Consider the following 20,315-nt stretch of genomic DNA (forward strand, 5'->3'; position numbering starts at 1 on the left):
AATATGCCGGATGATAAAACTTCAAGTTGACTTTAAGTCAAGCGATGTTTTTGGTCAGTTTTGCGATATTTTGTTTTAAGCTTACAGATAAAATTTTCTGAAATTTAGGGCATTGCAAGTGATTTTCCGACGGACATTGTTCAATATGTTGTAACCCTTGCTTAAGTTTCTGCAACTCTTGGATTTTTTGGTCAATCTCATCTATTTTTTCCCGCAAAATAGGGCGTTCAATTCCTTTTTCTGGCATACGATTTAGTATGTTTGCTATTTCATCCAGTGAAAACTGAGCTTGTTTAGCAAGAATAATGAGTGAAAGATGAGTGAGAACTTCAGTGGCATATAACCGAGTTAAACCTTTTCTGCCAATAGGTTGAATCAACCCTTTGATTTCATAGAAACGAATAGTTGCAGAGGTAAGACCCGTAAGTTCGGATACTTGGCTGATAGAGAGTGTTTTCATAATAATTTTGCGCTCTATATAAATAACGTTTATCCGCTAACTTATCACCTAACTATTCTGAATTGAATTATGGTTGATGACTTATTTACATCAAGAATGGTTAACTCAGTTCATTTGAAGAAAAATGGTGTTTTTTAGTCATAGGAAATAGTAAAGATGAAGGAAATATATGATTAATGCTGGACTAAAGATTATTATTACTGGTGGCCCCGGTGCAGGTAAAAGTGCAATTATTGAAAATTTAATAGCAAAAAAATACTCTTGTTTACCGGAATCGGGTAGAGCCATTATTCAAGATCAAGTCTGTATTGGTGGTAACGCATTGCCATGGCTTGATAGACAAGCATTTGCTGAAATGATGCTTTGCTGGGAATTGCGATCATGGCATTTGGCTGATCATCATAATGAAATCTGTTTTTTTGACCGGGGGCTGCCTGATATTGAGGGCTATTTGAATTTATGTTCAATTCCAATTCCCAAGCATATAGAACGAGCAATAAATACGTTTCAGTATAATAAAAACGTATTTATCACACCGCCATGGCAAGAAATATATGTGCAAGATACGGAAAGAAAACAAACATTTGATGAAGCAGTGATGACCTACCATGCGATGGTGACGACATATAAAAAATATAACTATGAATTAATCGAGATCCCTTGTTTACCCGTTAAGGACCGAGTTAATTTTATTCTTTCTTATGTGAATCAATGAGATGAATAAAAAATTCTTGTTAGCGCTTGTTTAATGGGACATAACGTTCGTTACAATGGAACGGCAAAGGCAAATTTACAAACAGTTTTAGCCCGTATGCATGAAGATCAACGGTTAGTCATTTTTTGTCCTGAACTAGCCGCAGGGCTTCCAACACCGCGTTTGCCCGTAGAGATTATTTCAGCCACAGGCTATGAGGTTATGCAAGGAAAGGCCAAAATGGTCGAAAAGACTGGAAATGATGTCACGCAACAATATCAATTGGCGGCATGGCTCGCTTTACGGAGAGCTGAAGAAGAAGGATGTGTTGCTGCATTATTAACAGATGGCAGCCCTACTTGTGGTGTAAATCAGATTTATGATGGCACATTCAGTGGAAAAACCATTCAAGGAATGGGGGTTGCAACTACGTTATTATCTCAGTCAGGGGTCTCTGTATTTTCTCACTCCGAGATCGATGAGTTAGTGCAGTGGTTAGATAGCTCTGAAAGATGACAATACTAGAAATAGCTGCTAAATTATCTATTCATGCATCTATTCATTCATTTATTCACTAAGCGGCTAATACCATGACCAATCGATCTGAGATGATACGTCAATTGCTCCGTAATGGGCCAACAGCAGCAAGGCAACTAACTGATATTATGAACATTAGTCAGCCAACGTTGTCTCGGGCGCTAAAAGCGTTAGGTGACGATATTGTCCGGATTGGTGCTGCATCCTCTATTCAATATGCATTGCGTGATACGTTTCGAGGGTTTAATTCTGCTCCTATTTATCGCATCACAGAAGAGGGTACATTACGATCTCTAGGTCAGTTGATTCCGGTTTATCCCGATGGGTTTGTTATGGAGCAAGTTGACGGAGTATGCCTTCATAGTGATGGTTTACCATGGTGGCTATTTGATATGCGCCCACAAGGATACCTTGGTCGAGCTTATGCATCCGCCTATTCAACGCAACTTGGAATATCACCAAATCCAGATCGCTGGTCAGACTCCGATATTATAAGAGCCTTGCTCGCTCATGGGCATGATGCAGTAGGAAACTTATTAATTGGGGAGCAGGCAAGAAACCAATTTCTGGAAATGCAGGCACCAACACCCGTTGATCGAGCCACTGTGTATCCAACATTAGCGCGAGCGGTTAGCTCGGGAGAGGTTCCAGGATCATCCGCAGGCGGTGAGCAACCTAAGTTTTGTACCTACACTGAACGGGGTCATGTCATCGTAAAATTTACGGCGCAAGATAATAACCCAATCAGTGAACGTTGGCGTGATTTGTTACAAGCAGAGCACCTTGCTTTAAAGGTACTTGGAGTTGAAACAGAGGTATTTGATTTTGAAGGACAACGTTTCCTTGAAATTCCTCGATTCGATCGCGTTGGTTTACTCGGCCGTCGAGGGCTTTTTTCTTTACAAGCTCTGGATGCAGAATTTGTAGGACGGGCAAGGGAGCCTTGGCCTGTATTGGTCAATGAATTAGTTAAGCAAAAACATGTACATCCCGATGCTATCACCAGTACAGCACGGCTTTGGGCATTTGGTATGCTCATCGGCAATACCGATATGCATCATGGTAATTTATCGTTTATTAGTAGTCATGGCCGCCCATACCATCTTGCACCAGCTTACGATATCTTACCGATGGGGTTTGCGCCTAAGTCGGGTGGTGAAATCGTTAATACTCTTAGACCAGTAACATTACTTGAAGGGATCCGTGGAGAAACTTGGCGGGAAGCGTTGGCGTTAGCTGAGACGTTTTTTACTTTAGCCAATGATTGCCACTGTTTTTCTGAAAACTTTGCTTTATGTTTACAAACGTTACGCGGTCACATCGATGAGGCACGTTCCCGGATATCGCGCCTTGCTGATGAGTTTTAATGCTAAAACTTAGTCTAAGCATGGGTCATAAACATTTTTGGAGCGACTATGCGTTTTGATATGGTTGATTTGCGTTTATTTGTAAATACTCACAAAGCTGGGAGTATTACTGCGGGTGCCAATTTATCTAATTTAAGTTTGCAATCAGCCAGTGAACGTATTCGAGGTATGGAAAGTGAACTTGGTGTTTTATTATTGACGCGCTCTTCGTCGGGAATAAAGCTGACAAATGCAGGGCTAGCATTATTAAATCACGCGAATCAAGTGCTCTTGCAAATCGACCATATGCGCAGTGAATTGCGTCAATATAGCCAAGGACTACGAGGGTATATTGACCTATTATGCAACTCTTCGGCACAAGCTGGTTTTCTTCCCCAAAAATTAGCGGACTATCTACAAAAACACCCGAACATTAGCGTTGGGATCCGTGAAATGTCGAGTGAGAAAATCATCAACAGCCTTAATAATCAAATGGCAAACTTAGGCATTGTTGCAAATCCATCGTCATTATATGACTTAGAATTTAAATTTTTATGTGATGACCATTTAGTTATTTTCGCACCACCATCCAATGATTTGAATGATCACGGCATCTCTTCATTAAATCAAATTGGAAACCATGATTTTATTGGACTTTCTCAAGGTAATGCATTGCAAGATTATATTGATCATCATGCACTGAGTGGAGGAATCTCACTTAATTACCGAATGCGTTTAGCAACGATGGACGCGGTGATGCAATTGGTGAGTGAAGGGCTTGGCTATGCCATTTTACCGAGACAAGTCATATCACGGTTTATCGGAATATATCCAGGAAATATCATCCCTTTATCTGATGAATGGGCAAAGCGCAAATTGTACATTTGCGCCCGAAGGTTTGATGAATTACCGAGTTATATGGATGAGTTTGTTAAGTTCTTACTTGAATAACATGTAAATACCTAAAGCGATCAATCCTAAGAAGAAACAACGCCTGAATATTTTTTCACTGATCAAATTTCTACAATATTGCCCTACATACATGCCAATAATCGCCGGAATAAGTGCAATTGACGATGTGTAATAATCTATAATCTCACTATTATTCTCCCTGATTAATAATATGGCCAACGCAATTGTTGACGCGGTAAACGCGAGTCCTAATGTTTGTATTAATTCATTTTTATTAAGATTTAGCGATTGTAAATAAGGAACAGCAGGGATCACAAAAACCCCCGTGGCTGCGGTAATAATACCAGTGATATAACCAATTAGTGGGGATAACCACTGCTCATTTTTACCCGATGTTGACGATTTCGGGAGGAACATGGCCACTAATCCATAGATGATTAATATCAGACCTAATGCAGGAAATACCCATTCTGCTGCTGAGCTCAATTTTGGTAATGGGCTATAAACAGTGCCAATAAAAATAGCGATAATAAATAAGTAAAATCGTCGAATTAAGTTTAAAAACTTACCACCGATCATAAGTTGCCATATATTGGTGACGAAAGATGGAATAATTAGAATGCTTGCTGCAACAGCAGGCTCCATGACCGTTGTTAACAAACCCATAGATAATGTTGGCAAGCCTAGCCCAATGACTCCTTTAACAAATCCAGCTAAAAAGAAGATCAATAAAATTAACGCCATATTGGATTTACCTTTGAATTGATAAGTATTGCTTAAAGGGTAATCAATTAAATAAAAACAGCCTATATGGATTATTTTTAAGGGGGCTTCGGAAAATACAGAGTAGGGGTTTTCAGCAAGTTACAACTATTATGGAATCAAGCCATAAGTTTTTCTATAGGCTACTAAAAATTATCATCATTTGTGAACAATACAAAAGAAAATATAATCATGAGTAAAAATAAGACCCTACATAAATTAAATTTCAACTTATGCTGAAATAAACTCATTATATAAATATTGGCCATCAAAGGTTTACTATGACTTTACGATTTAAAACATTTGCCGCATTAATTTTAAGCATGCCTCTTGTATCCTCTGCATTTGCTTTGACTTTACAGGATCAAGTTAAGCAATACGAAAAAGAGGGTTGGAAGGTTGGTTTGTCAATTATATTTTCAGATGATAAAACGATTTCTATAAATGGAAATCAACGTTTTCCTTTAGATAGTACAATTAAATCAATTGCTTGCGCCAATGTTCTGGCAAAGGTTGATGCAAAGAAACTTTCATTAAATCATTCGATGATAGTGACTGAAAAAAATATTGTGACATATTCACCCGTTGCTAAAGATTATATGAATAAGCCATTTACGCTTGAACAAGCTTGCAAAGCGGCCAATGAATACAGTGATAATACTGCCGCTAATTTTGCTATTTTTTCGGGTGGGGGACCAGAAGCTCTGACGGCATTTATGCGGGCTATCGGAGATACGGTTACTCGTTCTGACAGATATGAGCCAGAATTGACAGTCAATCCTGAGGGTGATTTGCGAGACACAACAACTCCTGATGCAATGAGCAAGAGTATCAAGAAAATTTTGACTGGCGAAGTTCTCAGTAATTCATCAAAAGAACAATTGAAAGAATGGATGGTCAATAATAAAGTCGCTGATAATATGCTTAGAGCTTCGCTTCCTAAAGGATGGAAAATCGCTGATAGATCAGGTGCAAGTGACTATGGTGTCAGAGGGATAACATCGATGGTCTGGTCAAATAATCATGATCCTGTTTTCATCAGCATCTATGTAAGAAAAGCGGATACTTCTTTGGATGAACGCTCAGAAGTGATTCGTATTTTAGGTTCACATATATTTGACGAATACCTTAGTCACTAGAATATTGGAATTACTTGTTGTAGGTTGGGGTTCAATGGAAGAACCCCGATAAGTAGTAGTAAGCAGTAGAGAGATAGGTATAAGGCTATTATCTGTCCATATATCCTATTTAACATAATATGCATTATGCGAACTTAAGTATGAAATAAAGAAATCCAGCATTCTGGCTGGTTAATCGTGTCGGTTTGTTTATCGCTGAAACTACCTTTTCTATGACCAATTAAGCTTTTCAGTGTTGTTAGAACCCCAAAAAAATTATCGACCTGCACTTGACGCCAAACAAAAATATAACGGCATATTACTTCTATAATGACTGGCTTATTTACTCATATAAATGTGGTCACATGGCTAACAAACTGAATCTTAACTGGCCTGAATTTTTAGAAAAATACTGGCAGAAAAAACCCGTTGTATTGAAAAATGCCTTTCCTGATTTTGTAGACCCTATCACTCCAGATGAACTGGCTGGCTTGGCGATGGAACCGGAAGTTGACAGTCGTCTAGTCAGCTTCATTGATAACAAATGGGAAGCGAGCCACGGTCCGTTTGAAGACTACAGCGAATTAGGCGAAAAAGGATGGTCACTGCTAGTACAAGCCGTCAACCATTGGCATATGCCTGCCGCTGAATTGGTGAAACCGTTCCGCGTGCTACCCGAATGGCGTCTTGATGACTTGATGATCTCCTATTCGGTGCCTGGTGGTGGTGTTGGGCCACATATTGATAACTATGATGTTTTTATCATCCAAGGAATGGGACGCCGCCGCTGGCGAGTCGGTGACGCCCTTCCCATGCGTCAGTTTTGCGCACATCCGGCATTATTACATGTTGATCCATTTGAACCGATTATTGATGTAGAAATGGCGCCGGGCGATATTCTGTATATTCCGCCGGGATTCCCTCACGATGGTTTCACCTTCGAAGATACCATGAACTATTCTGTCGGCTTCCGTGGTCCGACCGGACGCGACTTGCTGAGCAGTTTTGCTGACTATGCACTGGAACAGGATTTGGGCGGAATAAATTATGGAGATCCTGACCTGAAAGTCAGTAAAAATGCGGGAACCATGGAACCTCATGAGGTGGAACGCTTACGCGCTATGATGATTGAAATGGTCAACAAGCCCGGTGATTTTGAGCAGTGGTTAGGTCGTTTTGCAACCACCCCTCGCCATGAGCTGGATATTGCTCCTGCGGAACCGCCATATCAGCCGGAAGAAGTACTGAGTGCCTTGAATGCCGGTGAAAAATTGATACGACTGAGCGGACTGCGTGTTATGCGCATCGGCGATCATTTCTTTGTTAATTCAGATGGTTGGAATACCACAGAAATAAAGGGGGCCGATACATTATGCCAGCTTACGGAAATCGGAATAAATGAACTCGGTGAAGCATTGGAGAACCCAATTTTTGTCGCTGAGTTGACCGAATTTATCAATCAGGGATATTGGTATTTCGAAGAGTAAGTTACTTTAGCCTAATAAGATAAAACACCTGGTGATGGGTGTTTTATCTCAACATTCTCCTTACGCCTCAAACTATCTTCGACTTATCGCTAATTTTGCTGCAAACAATAAGAATAACAATCCGGTCATGCGATCCATCCATTTAACTACGATTGGCTTTTTCAAAATTCCAGAAGCATATCGAGTAGCAGCAATGAGTGTTAATGACCACAGCGTGCCAATCACTACGTGGATCGTAACCAGAAGAAATGTCCAGCCTATGGGTGAATGCCCGGTTGGGATAAATTGCGGTAAAAATGAAACATAGAAGATGCCCATTTTGGGGTTAAGCACATTACCCAACATTCCTCTTAGGAACCAATTGCTTGAAGGACTCCCTTCTTCCTTACTTAAGCTAAATTGTTGTCGTGGTCGTAGTAACAATTGAATGCCTAACCAGAAAAGATAGGCAGCCCCGCACCATTTCAGCATTGTATAAGCAAATTCAGAAACCGCTAATAAAGCCCCTAAACCAAAGGCCACTAACGCGCCCCAAATAAAACAGCCAATATCAATGCCCAATGCTGCATGAAAGGCTTTTCGTCCACCTTCAACGGCCGCAGTACGGAGAATGAGTGCGGTATCAAGACCTGGCGTTAAGGTGAGAAGTGTTGCTGCGAGAGTGTAAGCAAGTAGAGAATCTGTAACGGACATGTGCTATCTCCGAAAGAGCTAAGACTACTGAAATATTCACATGGTTGCAACAATCATAGTGACCATAATCCCCAAAAATAAATGAGAGTGCGGCCTACGGAGTCACCCTAATTTAAGCTTATTCTGTTATCTCAACGGATTAAATTCCAATATGATTAAAAACTACCAACAAAACTAATTTATCCAGCTAATGGAGTATCAATATGTTTGTCACTCGCAAATTCACCAAAGGAATTTTATTTGTATCGGCGTTAGCGTCATGGCAAGCATTTGCTGAATCAGCGCCGCTTTTGCACCCTCTTAAGCTCAATCAAGCCACGATTTTTTTACGTGGTGTCGAGTTAACAAATAGCGCCACTGTTAATTTACCGCAAGGCGAAAGTAAACTGGTTTTTACCAACGTTGCTGACCATCTTGATCAAAAAAGCCTTTCTATTAGCTTAGATAATGAAGATGTTTTGATTCGTTCAATTGACGTGCAAACCGTGGCTGTAGAGCCGGTTTACACGGGGGAAGTGGCAAATTTAAAAACGCAAATAGACGCGATAACTAAGCAAATTTCAGAACTTAATATCAAAATAAAAGTGGGTGATGACCAACTTGCTTTACTGAAAGACCAGCGCTTTTTTGGTGAAACGACGACATTATCCCTTGAGCAGTCCGCATCCAAATTGGAATTTATTCGCAAGCAAATGTCTGCGATATTGAGTGAAAACTTAGCGTATCAGCAGCAGATTGATGAATTGACAGAGAAACAAACATTATTGCAGGCAAAATATGAAGGCATTCTTCCCGATAATATTGGTGAACAGACGCAAATTGTGTTGACGGTTGATGCTCCCAAAAATTTGAGTACTAATATGCAAATCTCGTATGTCACTCCCGATGCCGGTTGGTCTCCAAGTTATGATATTCGCGCTAAAGATATAGATAAACCAGTCAGTATTACCTACAAAGCTGATGTTATTCAAAATACCGGCATGGACTGGGACAAAATTAAACTCACCCTTTCCTCTGCCAACCCAACACGCAATATCACCCCGCCATTGTTAACGCCATGGTTATTGTCTGTTTATGACCAATATAATCAAGGCTATATGAGCGGAAAAATGTCCGCAACCATGGATATGGAGGTAGCAGCACCTGCGCCAGTAGCGGAACTCTCAGCAGTAAAAAAACGCAGCCCTGGAATGGCAAACTATGTGTCGACCAACACCAATGGCGTGAATCTCAGTTATAACATCGACTTGCCTTTTAGCTTAGCCTCTACCCCTAAAGCAAAATCCATTACCATTAAGCAAGCGGATGTTGATGCTAAATATCGTTATACATCAACGCCAAAAATGGCTGAAGAAGTCTATTTGCAAGCACAAATTGATGACTGGGATACACTGAACTTACTGAATGGTCCTGCAAATATTTACTTTATGAACAGCTATGTGGGTGATTTTTATGTGAATTCAGGGCAATTAACTGAGACTCTCGATATTCCATTCGGGGTGGATGATAACATTCAAATTTCTCGTGTGAATAATGCAGGTATGCGTAAAAAACCGACCTTTATGGGCTCCTCGGTTGAGCAAAAAGAAAGCTTCTTGATTAAAGTACGTAATACGCGGAAAAATGATATTAAGCTGTCAGTCTATGACCAACTTCCGACGAGTAGAGATACTGATATTAAAGTGCTCAACCCTGAATATAAAGGCGGAAAATTGGATGAAACAGAGAATAAAATTGAATGGGATTTAACGCTTAAACCTCAAGAAACCGTCGAGTTACCACTAAGTTATACGCTGAAATACCCTAAAAATAAGCAGATTAATGGATTATAACTCACTAAATAAGTTAATTATTTTACCGGTGTAAAAGAACTAAATAAGAGGCTTGGAAGCCCCTTAATAATAAGGTTAGAATGATTCAAAACAAACAACGATAACAACCTGAGGTACCTAATGATTATTCTAGTAACCGGCGCAACATCAGGATTTGGTGAAGCTATTGCTCGCAAATTTATTCAGCATAACTTTACTGTGATTGGGACAGGACGCAGAACTGAAAGATTAAATGCATTACACCAAGAATTGGGTGACAAATTTTATCCATTAACTCTGGATGTACAAGATCGAAAAGCTATTCAACACGCTGTAGCCAATTTGCCCTCCCACTTAAAAAACATCGACCTTTTAGTGAATAATGCGGGACTTGCATTAGGATTAGAGCCTGCATTTAATGCTAATCCGGATGACTGGGAAACCATGATCAACACAAATACCAAAGGCTTAGTCAATATGACTTATGAAGTGCTGCAAGGTATGGTGGAAAAAAATCACGGGCATATTATTAATATTGGCTCTACTGCGGCATCTTGGCCATATAAAGGTGGCAACGTTTACGGTGCAACCAAGGCATTTGTAAAACAATTTTCCTTAGGATTACGTGCAGATTTAGTGGGCAAAAAAATCCGTGTGACCGATATTGAACCAGGGTTAGTCGGTGGAACTGAGTTTTCAAATGTCCGCTTTAAAGGTGATGATGAAAAAGTCACGAACACCTATAAAGGCGCGGATGCCCTTACCGCTGAAGATATTGCGGAAACTGTTTACTGGGTGGCAACACTTCCGGCTCATATGAACGTTAATACACTGGAATTAATGCCGGTGTGCCAAACATTTGCTGGCTTAACCGTACATAAACAATAATAAATTTTCGTACTATTCTATAAAGACGGCATTATTGTTTATTAGCTATACTCTGGTTATAGAGCGAGTATTGAAACGAAAGGAAATTACATGAGCACGTCACAAAAATTTATCAAAAATGGTCTGGCTGCAATCTGCTTCTGCCTCCCTTTGATGTGGGTTAATGCGGCGCAAGCAGCTAATACATCATGCGCTGCGGGTAGCACTTGTGTTTCTGTCGGTAATGGTAGTAATGACCCGTTGAATAAGGAACAGGCGCGACAAGATAAAGAACAGTGGGATGAGACTAAAATGCTGCGTTCTAAAGTTAACCGTCGCACCGAAAAAGAGTTTGATAAGATTGACGCCGCATTTGATGCTAAAGATAAATGTGAGAAAAGTTTGAATCTTAATGCGTATTGGGAGCCAAATACTCAACGTTGTCTTGATGTTAACTCAGGTCGTCCAATTATCAATCCATAGTTGAAAATAGATAATATCGATAAAACAAAGGGCGCTATTTGCGCCCTTTTGCTTAGATAATAAATTAAAATCTCTATAAAGATTAAAATGCAGGAACCGAAACAAACTCTTGCAGTTTTTCACCATCTAAATAATGTCCCAACTCTTTTTCTTCAGGACGCAATAAATAAGGAATTTCACCCAATAATGGCGCATTAATATGTTGTTGCATACGCTGGATAATTTGAGCGTAATGTGCCAAGCCTGGGTTGATTCTATTGGCTAACCAACCGACTAACGGTAAACCATCCGCTCGAATAGCTTCAGCTGTCAATAATGCATGATTGACACACCCATGCTGAATGCCGACGACTAAGATCACGCCAACAGATTGTTTTTTCAACCAATCAGCATAAAAAGTATTATCATCGAGAAGATAACGCCACCCACCATTACCTTCGATAACCACTATGTCACTTTGCTCGTGAAGGTGATCTAACCCTTTATTGATTTTATTAAAATCAATACTGTTTTCATGGCTGTAATTATCACCAAGTCTGACAGGGTTAACTTCATCATACGAGACTAGATCTTGCGAAACACGATGAATAAGAAGTGCATCCTTATTGCGCTTCCCTTCAGGTGTATCGATACATTGATCTGCAATAGGTTTGTACCCTACTGCTTTAATACCTTGATTATTAAGTGCTTGTAATATTGCTAGTGTCGATACCGTCTTCCCGACATCTGTATCTGTCCCGGTAATAAATAGATTGTTCATGGTTGTTCTATCCTGAAGTGACAGACTAAAGTCAGCAAAATGCTATAAAAATGATATGAATTCAGTTTATGGGAATGGGGAAATGATAAGTTTGCGTTAGCTCAATTTTGTGTAAGATAATGAGAAGTTTATCAAATTGTATTAGCCTTGCAGTAATTGCAACAACAGTGAGCCATCATAAAGTGCATTTTGAATTAATGCCGTTTCACTTTCTTTAATTGAAATTGTTGATTTCTCAAACATTAATTTATTATTGTAAAGTGGATTCCCATATAATGAGATAAAATATTGTAGGCGAGTAAGCCAGTAATTTTGCTCATCAGTTAAAGGCGAATTAATTAAAATCAATTCGGTTCCAAATAAATTAATCATCATTGCTAATGGATAAGCGAGTTGTTTGGCTACTATATCGAGTAATAAAATACATAATGGATCATTTTCTATTGCACCTCGACTAATTGCATTAATATCGATACTCTCTTTATGCAAAATAGATGCAGGATAATCTGCAAGTAAATCCCTTGCTTGCTGAACAATGGCAGGAATGGATATTTGGGTTTCTAAACAGCCCTTTCCGCCACAATAGCAAGATTGTGGTCTTTCTGAATCAGTTGGAGTATGTGCAAATAATATAGGCTGACGTGTTATTGAATCCAGCGAATAACCGTGGTTCAGTACCGCGATATTAACCACTTCTTGAATTTGTAGATAAATAATATTTTTTTGTGCTCGAGATTCTGAATGCTTGAGGTGGTCACCGATAGCCAGAGCATTAACTGGCGGATGAAGATAGACGGGCAGCCCTGTTTTTTCGGTCAGCATTTCGCCGATAGCCAGTTGGTGAACATGGTAGTCAGGCAGCCCATAGATAACTCCAGAATAAGAGTCTAAGAGACCATCTAATAAGATGCTGATCGCCGTGACTCTTTCTAAATGAGATGCGTTTTCTTCGAAAAATAGACTAATCAGTTCCGATAACCGATCACTAAATTGTTGATTACCTTTTACATCAAAAGGATAGCATTGCTCCGTGAGGGTTTTAGCATTAATTTCTTTTAACGAAATAATGGCGTGTTGCTGTTCAATTCGAATGGCTAAAAATTGCCAACCTTCACTTTCAATGACTAACCCAACGGCTGGGCGCCCTCTTAACCCTAATACAGGAAATTCACGTTCTTGTATCAAGTGAGCATCCATCAATTCACGGGTAATTTTGGTGATGCTCGCCGGAGCCAATTGAGACTGTTTTGATAACGCAATACGGGAAATAGGACCATGCTGTGCAATAATTCGGTACACAAGCCCTGTATTTAATTGCTTTATTTGGTCGGTATTCCCCGTTTGGTTTATCATCTTAACACTCAGAAATCGTTATAAATTATGATTGATTATGCCTGATATAAATGAAAACTCGGCTACATTTACATATAAAACGTGATGCAAATCTCGTTAATCATTTCAAATCTTACGCCTTATATGCTCACAATACTTATATACCCACAATATTGTGCAGCAGTAACTCTGTTAGTTTTTTAGCCGCAGCAGGTGGCGTTCGTCGAGTATTGTAGACCAACCAGACTTCTGAAGTAGCTTGAATATTCGCGAGTTTTAGATACCTCACACCGTCAATCTTCATTCGTGTAAAGGATTCAGTAATGATGGAAATTCCCATTCCCGCAGAAACTAATCCTAGAATAGTCATGGCTTCCCCTGCTTCTTGGGAAATTGTAGGAACCACTCCTTCGGAAGCTAATAATTGGTTAATCTCATCATACAGTGCCGTCCCTACTTCCCGCTCAAAGAAAACTAACGGATAAGCGGCTAGTTGCTTAATGTCGACACCACTTTCTTCAAAAGCCAGTAAAGGATGCCCTTCATAAACCGCAACCATGAAAGGCTCTCTAAACAATAATTGATAGTCCAATTGCTCAGGCAATATTGTATTTCGCATGATGCCTATGTCTATGCGCCCGGTCACTAAAGGCGGGATTTGCTGCTTCGTATTCATTTGATGCATATGAATAGAAACATCAGGATATGCTTCTCGGTATTGGCGTAGGCTCATGGTGACTTTGTGCATGAATGGCGTTGTTGACGTAAAACCAATAGACAGTTCGCCCAGTTCCCCTTTTTCCATCCGAGCCGCTTTGGTCGCTGCGGCATCGACCTGCCCTAAAATTTGGTAGGCTTCTTTGAGAAACATGGCGCCAGCTGGGGTTAAGGCGACATTGCGGTTATTGCGCTCTAATAATTTGGCATTCACCATTTCTTCAAGCGCCTGTATTTGTTGGCTTAGTGGTGGCTGAGACATGTGCAAGCGTTCAGCTGCCCGTCCAAAATGTAGCTCTTCGGCAACCGCAATAAAATAACGTAGGTGGCGTAATTCTATGTTCATTTGATTGATATTTTAAATGTATCATTATGTATTATTAATATATTAGACAAAAAAATAGAAAGTTTCTATTCTTTGATCGAAATCAAGTCCGTTTAGTCGTCAAGGAATTTACATGGAACAGCAGTCAAATAGCCTCTCAACGAGCCAATCTCTCCAAGGAAAACAAACCAAAACCTTGACCAATACAGAGCCGAAAAAACATTATATTCAACGGGACGATGCTCTGTACCTGCGTGTCACTCTGTCATTTTTTACTGTAGGTTTTGCAACATTTGCGTTGCTGTACTTTGTACAACCTATTTTGCCAATGTTGTCAGCGGATTTTAATATTTCCCCAGCGACGGCCAGTTTATCACTCTCTTTAAGTACCGGATTAATGGCATTGGGATTGCTGATCACCGGTCCTATTTCCGATGCAATTGGTCGTAAAAATGTGATGGTCATTTCCCTGACTTGTGCGGCACTTTTTACATTAATGAGCTCGATAATGGAAAGTTGGCAAGGGATTTTGATCGCTCGTGCATTAGTGGGATTATCACTTAGCGGTGTCGCCGCCGTCGCCATGACCTATTTGAGCGAAGAAATTCACCCGAGCTATGTTGCACTGTCGATGGGCTTATATATCAGTGGTAACTCAATTGGGGGAATGAGTGGGCGTTTAATGACTGGGGTTATAGCCGACTATTATTCATGGCGCGTTGCTGTGGTTATTTTAGGCTCATTGGCGTTGCTGGCCGCGATTGGATTCTGGCGCTTATTACCACCATCCCAACACTTTCGCGCGAGTTCTCTGAAACCTAGAAACCTTTGGGTTAACTTACACTTACATCTACGCGATACGGGATTACCTTGGTTATTTATTGAGGGCTTTATCTTGATGGGCGGCTTCGTCACCATGTATAACTACATTGGATACCGCTTACTTGAATCGCCTTATAATTTTAGTCAGTCTGTCGTGGGATTCTTATCTGTTATTTATTTAACAGGAACTTACAGTGCGACTAAAACGGGGAGTTTGACCCAGAAACATGGTTTTGGGCGAATTTTAATTGCTGCCATTGCGATGATGTTAATCGGCGTAATTTTGACGTTACACAGTAATATTTGGGTCATTTTATTAGGTATGACAATATTGACCACCGGATTCTTTGCCGGGCATTCCGTTGCAAGTAGCTGGGTGGGACGTCGCGCTAAACGAGCAAGAGGACAAGCATCTTCCCTCTATTTGTTTAGCTATTATGCGGGTTCCAGTATTGCCGGTACATTGGGTGGCTTTTTCTGGTCGGCATATGGTTGGAATGGCGTGGCATTATTTATTGCGGCTCTTCTACTGGCCGGTGTAGGTATCGCTTATAAGTTAAAAACAAAATGTTAGTGGCTTATAAATTACCGAATAATCCAATAAGTTAACTGCTACCAAAGGTTAGAATTCACATCCTCATCATAGTTAATAGAGAATATATAAATTAATCAATGATGAGGATCTTCAATGAAAAAATTATTATTATTTCCTTTATTACTCTGCTATAGCTACTTTGCCCTGCCTCATGGCTATATCGAGTATCCCGCAAGCCGAGCTTACCTGTGTAAATTACAAACCAATAAAAACTGTGGCGCTATCCAGTATGAACCTCAGTCTGTTGAAGGGTTGAAAGGTTTTCCTCAAAAAGGGCCGGCTGACGGTAAAATTGCCAGTGCAGGTGTGCCCGCATTCTCGCCTATCGATGTTCAGCATCCGTCTCGTTGGACTCGTATGTTAATAGAAACGCCTGATTTTGATTTTTTCTGGCGATTAACGGCGATCCACAAAACAACGAAATGGGAATATTTTATTACACGGAAAGATTGGAACCCAAGTGAACCATTAACCCGAGCGCAATTTGAATTAACGCCATTTTGCAAGTACGAAAAAATAGAGACGCCAGCGAGTTTAGTGCAACACAATTGCAGGCTCCCCCAAGATTACCAAGGCTACCATATTGTTTTGGGGGTTTGGACCATAAATGATACGGCCAATGCATTCTATCAAGCCATTGATATAGAAATAGATTATAAGCAATAACAGCAAGAAAAAACCATGATGGGATAGTATAATACCCTACCTCGCTATCCCTTAACTTCCTGATTAAGCCTGTTGATAAACTGAGATGTTAATGCTAGTTTTGTTTTACAAACATAAAGAATGTTGTAACTAAATATAAGGTTGTATACCTCAAATGTCCAAACAACAGTTAATTAGCTCATTCAATCTATTAGAGTCGAATATTAATCTGCTATGCCAATTGCTTCAGGCGCAAAAAGACGTCAATGCGGCCGTGTTTAGTTTACCTGAAACCCTTAAAGGGGAAGAAAACAATGAAGTCTATTCTATCTTTGTGGATAAACATACGGGAAACGATGCAATAGCCCAAACAATAAAATTATTTAAGCTTTTGTTTATTCATAAAAAATCAGAATTGGTTAGCAATAAAACGGCAATACGTTTACCTGGAGCGATTTGTTTAGCGCCCTCTTATGCAGAATATAAACAATTTCAGCAGTTAATCTCCGATATCAACCAGTTAAAAATAGATATAAAGCAAATAGTGACCAATATTGATGAAGCTCATCGGTTTGAATTTATAAGAGAAAGCTTGCATGGGCTACTTACGCTGAATACCTATCGAACCCTCACCTCTGTTGTCGATCCCGACACTATTCGTTTTGGGTGGGCAAATAAGAAAGTGATTAACAAAGTGACTCAAGAAGAGATGCTCAACCGTTTACAAGCCAGTTTAGAAAGCGGAAGAACACCGGCTCATTTACAGCGCGAACATTGGCAGTTGCAGTTAGAAACTGAGATCCAGTTAATTCGCTCCCTTCCCCATGATTGCATTCTAAAAACACAGCGTCCGGTAAAAGTTCAACCTATAGCCCGAGTTTGGGACAAAGAAACTCAGAAACAGACGCAATATCCATGTGCGACGCCGATATTGGTTTTTGCTGTCGATAAAACGTTGGGTGACATAAAACTGGGTGAGCTGGCGGATTATCATCAAGACAGCATCGCACTGCGTAATCGCCCAAAAGCCAAACCTGTTGAATTACTGATACCGCGCCTAAATCTGTATATAGAGCGATGAAAAAAGCCCCTGCCTATTTCTAGTACAGGGGCTAAAAACGTTATCTTAGATAAAGATAATTACGATTTCATGCTACCAACCATATCTTCTGGACGAACCCACTCATCAAATTGAGCTTCAGTTAAGTAGTTCAATTTCAGTGCAGACTCTTTCAGCGTCAAGCCTTCTTTATGCGCTTTTTTCGCAATTTCAGCTGCTTTGTCATAACCGATATGGGTATTTAACGCAGTTACCAGCATCAGAGATTCGTGCAGTAATTTCTCGATACGCTCACGGTTTGGTTCGATACCTTCCGCACAGTGTTCGTTGAAGCTACGCATACCATCTGCTAATAAGCGGATAGACTGTAAGAAATTATCGATAACCATTGGACGGAATACGTTCAATTCAAAGTTACCTGAAGCCCCACCAATGTTAACTGCAACATCGTTACCCATCACTTGAGCGCATAGCATGGTTAATGCTTCACACTGAGTTGGGTTCACTTTGCCTGGCATGATTGAGCTGCCTGGTTCGTTTTCAGGGATCGAGATTTCGCCGATACCACAACGAGGACCTGATGCTAACCATCTAACATCGTTAGCAATCTTCATTAAAGAAGCTGCTAAGCCTTTTAATGCTCCGTGTGCGTGGACTAATGCATCACAGGTTGCTAATGCTTCAAATTTGTTCGGTGAGGTCACAAACGGTTGGCCCGTTAATTCAGCAATTTTCTTCGCAACACGAACCGCATATTCAGGGTGAGTGTTTAACCCTGTACCGACCGCAGTACCACCTAATGCAAGCTCGCAAACATGCGGCACTGCATTTTCAATGTGTTTTTCATTGTGAGCTAACATCGCCGCCCAACCTGAAATTTCCTGACCCAATGTTAATGGCGTTGCATCTTGTAAATGCGTACGACCGATCTTAACAATGTCTTTGAATTCTTTTGCTTTCGCATCGAGGGTTTTATGCAGAACTTTCAGTTCTGGCAGCAAATGTTCACGCATCGCGACAACGGCCGCCACGTGCATTGCTGTTGGGAAGACGTCGTTAGAGCTTTGGCTCTTGTTAACATCGTCATTTGGGTGGATCAGACGGTCGTTACCGCGCTGTCCGCCGAGGATTTCGCTACCACGGTTAGCAAGAACCTCATTCATGTTCATGTTACTTTGAGTACCAGAACCAGTTTGCCAGATAGCGAGAGGGAATTCTGTTGGATGCTTGCCAGCAAGGACTTCGTCTGCCGCAGCGATAATCGCATCACCGCGATTTTTTGGCAGTAAACCTAAATCCATGTTCACGCTTGCGGCCGCTTTTTTAGTGACGGCTAATGCGTGGATCAGAGCAACAGGCATTTTCTCTACAGAGATACGGAAATGTTCTAAAGAACGCTGCGTTTGCGCGCCCCACAAGTGGTCAGCAGGTACTTCAATTGGTCCCATTGAGTCTTTTTCAATGCGAGTGGCTGCCATTACTAGCTCCTTAGGTACATATTCAGAATAATTAATTTTAGAATCATCTGCTTGCAGGTAAGCAAATAACCGAGCAGTATAATGCCACAAATTGAATTTCATTTATGAGACTTGGTCGAGCTTATTGTGCTGTAGTAAAAAGGAAATTAGTTGATTTTTGCAAAAAGAGAGTTTTGATATGCTAAAAATGATAAACCAAATCCAACACTATGATTGGGGAAGTAAAACTGCCCTCAATGAATTGTATGGTTATCCTAATCCGGATAATTTACCTATGGCTGAACTTTGGATGGGCGCTCACCCCAAAGCCAGTTCTAAGGTCATATCCCCCTTAACGCATCAGAAAATCTCGTTAAATGACTTCATTAAAGAAAACCCAGAGAAAATACTGAGCAAGCATATTGCCGAGCGCTTTGGTCGATTACCTTATTTATTTAAAGTGTTGTGTGCAGCTCAGCCTCTATCCGTTCAGGTTCATCCAAATAAACATGATGCAGAAATAGGATTTGCTAAAGAAAATGCGCAAGGGATCCCTTTAGATTCTCCTATACGTAATTATAAAGATGATAATCATAAACCAGAGCTGATTTATGCATTAACGCCTTTTAAAGCAATGAATGCATTTCGTCCTATAGATGAGATTGTCGAATTATTTAGCTTTATTGCAGCCGCACACCCTGAAATTCAACTTTTCGTTCAAACGCCAAGTGAAGAACGACTTAAAAAATTATTTGCACAGATTCTTAATTTGACAGGCGAACAAAAAGATCTTGCTATAGGGGTATTAAAAGCCGCATTAAATAGTAAACAAGGTGAGCCTTGGAATTCAATTAAACAAATGGTGAACTTATATCCAGACGATAATGGTTTATTTACACCTTTAATGCTAAATATCGTTGAATTACAACCAGGTGACGCCATGTTCTTAGCCGCTAGAACCCCTCACGCCTATTTAGAAGGTGTCGGGTTAGAAGTGATGGCTAATTCAGATAACGTTTTACGGGCTGGATTGACCAGTAAACATATCGATGTTAAAGAACTGGTTGATAATATTGATTTTAAATCAATTAAAGCTGAAGATTTGTTCAACATTCCCGAAAAATCTGGAAATGTCTGGAAATATAAGATCCCAGTAGAAGATTTTTCATTTAATATATATTCTATTGACTGCTCTGGGTTATCCATAACTAACCATGTTGCTTCAATTTTGTTTTGTATTGAAGGTAAGTTAGTATTGCGATCAGGTAATCAAGAAATAAACATAAATTCTGGTGAATCTGTTTTCTTACCTGCTTATGAGGATAACATTTCTATTAAAGGAAATGGTCAATTAGCCCGAGTATTTAATTTTTAGGTCGTATTCTGTATTTAGCCGTTGGTACACACAGCCAAACGGGTAATAAAACTTATA

Annotated in this window: 20 protein-coding genes; 13 read left to right on the plus strand and 7 right to left on the minus strand. The window is 40.2% G+C overall.

Translation table 11 applies throughout. The annotated features are described in order from the left end of the window. Positions 1-37: 37 nt before the first annotated feature. Positions 38-460, minus strand: coding sequence for a MerR family transcriptional regulator (locus ACY3ZI_RS10435; RefSeq protein ID WP_211885635.1), 423 nt, complete (start codon positions 458-460; stop codon positions 38-40). 169 nt (positions 461-629) lie between these two features. Between ACY3ZI_RS10435 and ACY3ZI_RS10440 the strand changes: the two genes are divergently transcribed. From ACY3ZI_RS10440 to ACY3ZI_RS10455, 4 genes are all read left to right on the plus strand, one after another. After that, on the plus strand, positions 630-1,175 hold the full coding sequence (locus tag ACY3ZI_RS10440) for an AAA family ATPase (RefSeq protein ID WP_211885636.1): 546 nt from the start codon (positions 630-632) through the stop codon (positions 1,173-1,175). Between the two features lie 33 nt (positions 1,176-1,208). Further along, a complete protein-coding gene (locus ACY3ZI_RS10445) occupies positions 1,209-1,670 on the plus strand; it encodes a 2-thiouracil desulfurase family protein (RefSeq protein ID WP_487375126.1) in 462 nt (153 codons plus the stop codon). 74 nt (positions 1,671-1,744) lie between these two features. Beyond that, positions 1,745-3,058, plus strand: coding sequence for a type II toxin-antitoxin system HipA family toxin YjjJ (gene yjjJ / locus ACY3ZI_RS10450; protein ID WP_487375127.1), 1,314 nt, complete (start codon positions 1,745-1,747; stop codon positions 3,056-3,058). Between the two features lie 48 nt (positions 3,059-3,106). After that, on the plus strand, positions 3,107-3,988 hold the full coding sequence (locus tag ACY3ZI_RS10455) for a LysR substrate-binding domain-containing protein (RefSeq protein ID WP_487375128.1): 882 nt from the start codon (positions 3,107-3,109) through the stop codon (positions 3,986-3,988). On the opposite strand, the gene ACY3ZI_RS10460 is transcribed toward ACY3ZI_RS10455, so the two are convergent. After that, a complete protein-coding gene (locus tag ACY3ZI_RS10460) occupies positions 3,977-4,693 on the minus strand; it encodes a sulfite exporter TauE/SafE family protein (RefSeq protein ID WP_487375129.1) in 717 nt (238 codons plus the stop codon). The two genes, ACY3ZI_RS10455 and ACY3ZI_RS10460, sit on opposite strands and share 12 nt — an antisense overlap. Positions 4,694-4,992: 299 nt before the next feature. Here ACY3ZI_RS10460 and bla point away from each other — a divergent pair, with 299 nt between their 5' ends. Both bla and ACY3ZI_RS10470 read left to right on the plus strand, forming a co-directional pair. After that, positions 4,993-5,850, plus strand: coding sequence for a class A beta-lactamase (gene bla, locus ACY3ZI_RS10465; RefSeq protein ID WP_211885640.1), 858 nt, complete (start codon positions 4,993-4,995; stop codon positions 5,848-5,850). A 344-nt stretch (positions 5,851-6,194) separates the two neighbouring features. Then, positions 6,195-7,316 (plus strand): ribosomal protein uL16 3-hydroxylase, encoded by a 1,122-nt coding sequence (locus ACY3ZI_RS10470; RefSeq protein ID WP_211885641.1) that lies wholly within the window; start codon positions 6,195-6,197, stop codon positions 7,314-7,316. A 72-nt stretch (positions 7,317-7,388) separates the two neighbouring features. Here ACY3ZI_RS10470 and ACY3ZI_RS10475 read toward each other — a convergent pair whose 3' ends face one another. Next, positions 7,389-8,009: a LysE family translocator gene (locus ACY3ZI_RS10475; protein ID WP_211885642.1), complete on the minus strand. Its 621-nt coding sequence runs from the start codon at positions 8,007-8,009 to the stop codon at positions 7,389-7,391. A 203-nt stretch (positions 8,010-8,212) separates the two neighbouring features. Between ACY3ZI_RS10475 and ACY3ZI_RS10480 the strand changes: the two genes are divergently transcribed. The 3 genes from ACY3ZI_RS10480 to ACY3ZI_RS10490 all read left to right on the plus strand — a co-directional run bounded on the left by ACY3ZI_RS10480 (position 8,213) and on the right by ACY3ZI_RS10490 (position 11,170). Then, positions 8,213-9,841 (plus strand): DUF4139 domain-containing protein, encoded by a 1,629-nt coding sequence (locus ACY3ZI_RS10480; protein WP_487375130.1) that lies wholly within the window; start codon positions 8,213-8,215, stop codon positions 9,839-9,841. Between the two features lie 120 nt (positions 9,842-9,961). Then, positions 9,962-10,708 carry a bifunctional NADP-dependent 3-hydroxy acid dehydrogenase/3-hydroxypropionate dehydrogenase YdfG gene (ydfG, locus tag ACY3ZI_RS10485; RefSeq protein WP_108478107.1) on the plus strand — a complete coding sequence of 249 codons (747 nt, stop codon included), beginning with the start codon at positions 9,962-9,964 and terminating at the stop codon, positions 10,706-10,708. Positions 10,709-10,798: 90 nt separating this feature from the next. Next, the gene (locus ACY3ZI_RS10490) at positions 10,799-11,170 is read left to right on the plus strand and encodes a DUF1283 family protein (RefSeq protein ID WP_006659792.1); all 372 of its coding nucleotides are present in this window, start codon (positions 10,799-10,801) and stop codon (positions 11,168-11,170) included. A gap of 82 nt (positions 11,171-11,252) precedes the next feature. Here ACY3ZI_RS10490 and bioD read toward each other — a convergent pair whose 3' ends face one another. From bioD to ACY3ZI_RS10505, 3 genes are all read right to left on the minus strand, one after another. Beyond that, entirely contained in the window at positions 11,253-11,930 is a 678-nt protein-coding gene (gene bioD / locus ACY3ZI_RS10495) for a dethiobiotin synthase (protein ID WP_036947919.1), read from the minus strand. Positions 11,931-12,071: 141 nt separating this feature from the next. Further along, positions 12,072-13,283, minus strand: a complete 1,212-nt coding sequence (locus ACY3ZI_RS10500; protein ID WP_487375131.1) for an ROK family protein — start codon at positions 13,281-13,283, stop codon at positions 12,072-12,074. 136 nt (positions 13,284-13,419) lie between these two features. Further along, on the minus strand, positions 13,420-14,325 hold the full coding sequence (locus ACY3ZI_RS10505; RefSeq protein ID WP_036947913.1) for a LysR family transcriptional regulator: 906 nt from the start codon (positions 14,323-14,325) through the stop codon (positions 13,420-13,422). A 112-nt stretch (positions 14,326-14,437) separates the two neighbouring features. Between ACY3ZI_RS10505 and ACY3ZI_RS10510 the strand changes: the two genes are divergently transcribed. The 3 genes from ACY3ZI_RS10510 (at position 14,438) to tus (ending at position 17,447) form a co-directional block, all read left to right on the plus strand. Beyond that, on the plus strand, positions 14,438-15,700 hold the full coding sequence (locus ACY3ZI_RS10510; RefSeq protein ID WP_487375132.1) for an MFS transporter: 1,263 nt from the start codon (positions 14,438-14,440) through the stop codon (positions 15,698-15,700). Between the two features lie 114 nt (positions 15,701-15,814). Beyond that, positions 15,815-16,387 carry a lytic polysaccharide monooxygenase gene (locus ACY3ZI_RS10515; protein ID WP_211885646.1) on the plus strand — a complete coding sequence of 191 codons (573 nt, stop codon included), beginning with the start codon at positions 15,815-15,817 and terminating at the stop codon, positions 16,385-16,387. A gap of 154 nt (positions 16,388-16,541) precedes the next feature. Continuing rightward, a complete protein-coding gene (gene tus / locus ACY3ZI_RS10520; protein ID WP_487375133.1) occupies positions 16,542-17,447 on the plus strand; it encodes a DNA replication terminus site-binding protein in 906 nt (301 codons plus the stop codon). A gap of 59 nt (positions 17,448-17,506) precedes the next feature. Here tus and fumC read toward each other — a convergent pair whose 3' ends face one another. Next, positions 17,507-18,904: a class II fumarate hydratase gene (gene fumC / locus ACY3ZI_RS10525; RefSeq protein ID WP_211885648.1), complete on the minus strand. Its 1,398-nt coding sequence runs from the start codon at positions 18,902-18,904 to the stop codon at positions 17,507-17,509. A gap of 178 nt (positions 18,905-19,082) precedes the next feature. On the opposite strand from fumC, the gene manA reads away from it, so the two are divergent. Continuing rightward, positions 19,083-20,258, plus strand: a complete 1,176-nt coding sequence (manA, locus tag ACY3ZI_RS10530) for a mannose-6-phosphate isomerase (RefSeq protein WP_211886416.1) — start codon at positions 19,083-19,085, stop codon at positions 20,256-20,258. Positions 20,259-20,315: the final 57 nt, after the last annotated feature.

The organism is Providencia sp. LY12 (assembly GCF_057621555.1).

Bases quoted from the DNA above. Each gene is read 5' to 3' on its own strand.
- ACY3ZI_RS10490 (WP_006659792.1), top strand. From the start codon at position 10,799: ATGAGCACGTCACAAAAATTTATCAAAAATGGTCTGGCTGCAATCTGC.
- bla (WP_211885640.1), top strand. From the start codon at position 4,993: ATGACTTTACGATTTAAAACATTTGCCGCATTAATTTTAAGCATGCCT.
- ACY3ZI_RS10505 (WP_036947913.1), bottom strand. From the start codon at position 14,325: ATGAACATAGAATTACGCCACCTACGTTATTTTATTGCGGTTGCCGAA.
- ACY3ZI_RS10470 (WP_211885641.1), top strand. From the start codon at position 6,195: ATGGCTAACAAACTGAATCTTAACTGGCCTGAATTTTTAGAAAAATAC.
- ACY3ZI_RS10515 (WP_211885646.1), top strand. From the start codon at position 15,815: ATGAAAAAATTATTATTATTTCCTTTATTACTCTGCTATAGCTACTTT.
- ACY3ZI_RS10480 (WP_487375130.1), top strand. From the start codon at position 8,213: ATGTTTGTCACTCGCAAATTCACCAAAGGAATTTTATTTGTATCGGCG.
- yjjJ (WP_487375127.1), top strand. From the start codon at position 1,745: ATGACCAATCGATCTGAGATGATACGTCAATTGCTCCGTAATGGGCCA.
- tus (WP_487375133.1), top strand. From the start codon at position 16,542: ATGTCCAAACAACAGTTAATTAGCTCATTCAATCTATTAGAGTCGAAT.
- ACY3ZI_RS10510 (WP_487375132.1), top strand. From the start codon at position 14,438: ATGGAACAGCAGTCAAATAGCCTCTCAACGAGCCAATCTCTCCAAGGA.
- ACY3ZI_RS10500 (WP_487375131.1), bottom strand. From the start codon at position 13,283: ATGATAAACCAAACGGGGAATACCGACCAAATAAAGCAATTAAATACA.
- bioD (WP_036947919.1), bottom strand. From the start codon at position 11,930: ATGAACAATCTATTTATTACCGGGACAGATACAGATGTCGGGAAGACG.
- ACY3ZI_RS10460 (WP_487375129.1), bottom strand. From the start codon at position 4,693: ATGGCGTTAATTTTATTGATCTTCTTTTTAGCTGGATTTGTTAAAGGA.
- ydfG (WP_108478107.1), top strand. From the start codon at position 9,962: ATGATTATTCTAGTAACCGGCGCAACATCAGGATTTGGTGAAGCTATT.
- ACY3ZI_RS10455 (WP_487375128.1), top strand. From the start codon at position 3,107: ATGCGTTTTGATATGGTTGATTTGCGTTTATTTGTAAATACTCACAAA.
- ACY3ZI_RS10435 (WP_211885635.1), bottom strand. From the start codon at position 460: ATGAAAACACTCTCTATCAGCCAAGTATCCGAACTTACGGGTCTTACC.
- ACY3ZI_RS10475 (WP_211885642.1), bottom strand. From the start codon at position 8,009: ATGTCCGTTACAGATTCTCTACTTGCTTACACTCTCGCAGCAACACTT.
- ACY3ZI_RS10445 (WP_487375126.1), top strand. From the start codon at position 1,209: ATGGGACATAACGTTCGTTACAATGGAACGGCAAAGGCAAATTTACAA.
- fumC (WP_211885648.1), bottom strand. From the start codon at position 18,904: ATGGCAGCCACTCGCATTGAAAAAGACTCAATGGGACCAATTGAAGTA.
- ACY3ZI_RS10440 (WP_211885636.1), top strand. From the start codon at position 630: ATGATTAATGCTGGACTAAAGATTATTATTACTGGTGGCCCCGGTGCA.
- manA (WP_211886416.1), top strand. From the start codon at position 19,083: ATGCTAAAAATGATAAACCAAATCCAACACTATGATTGGGGAAGTAAA.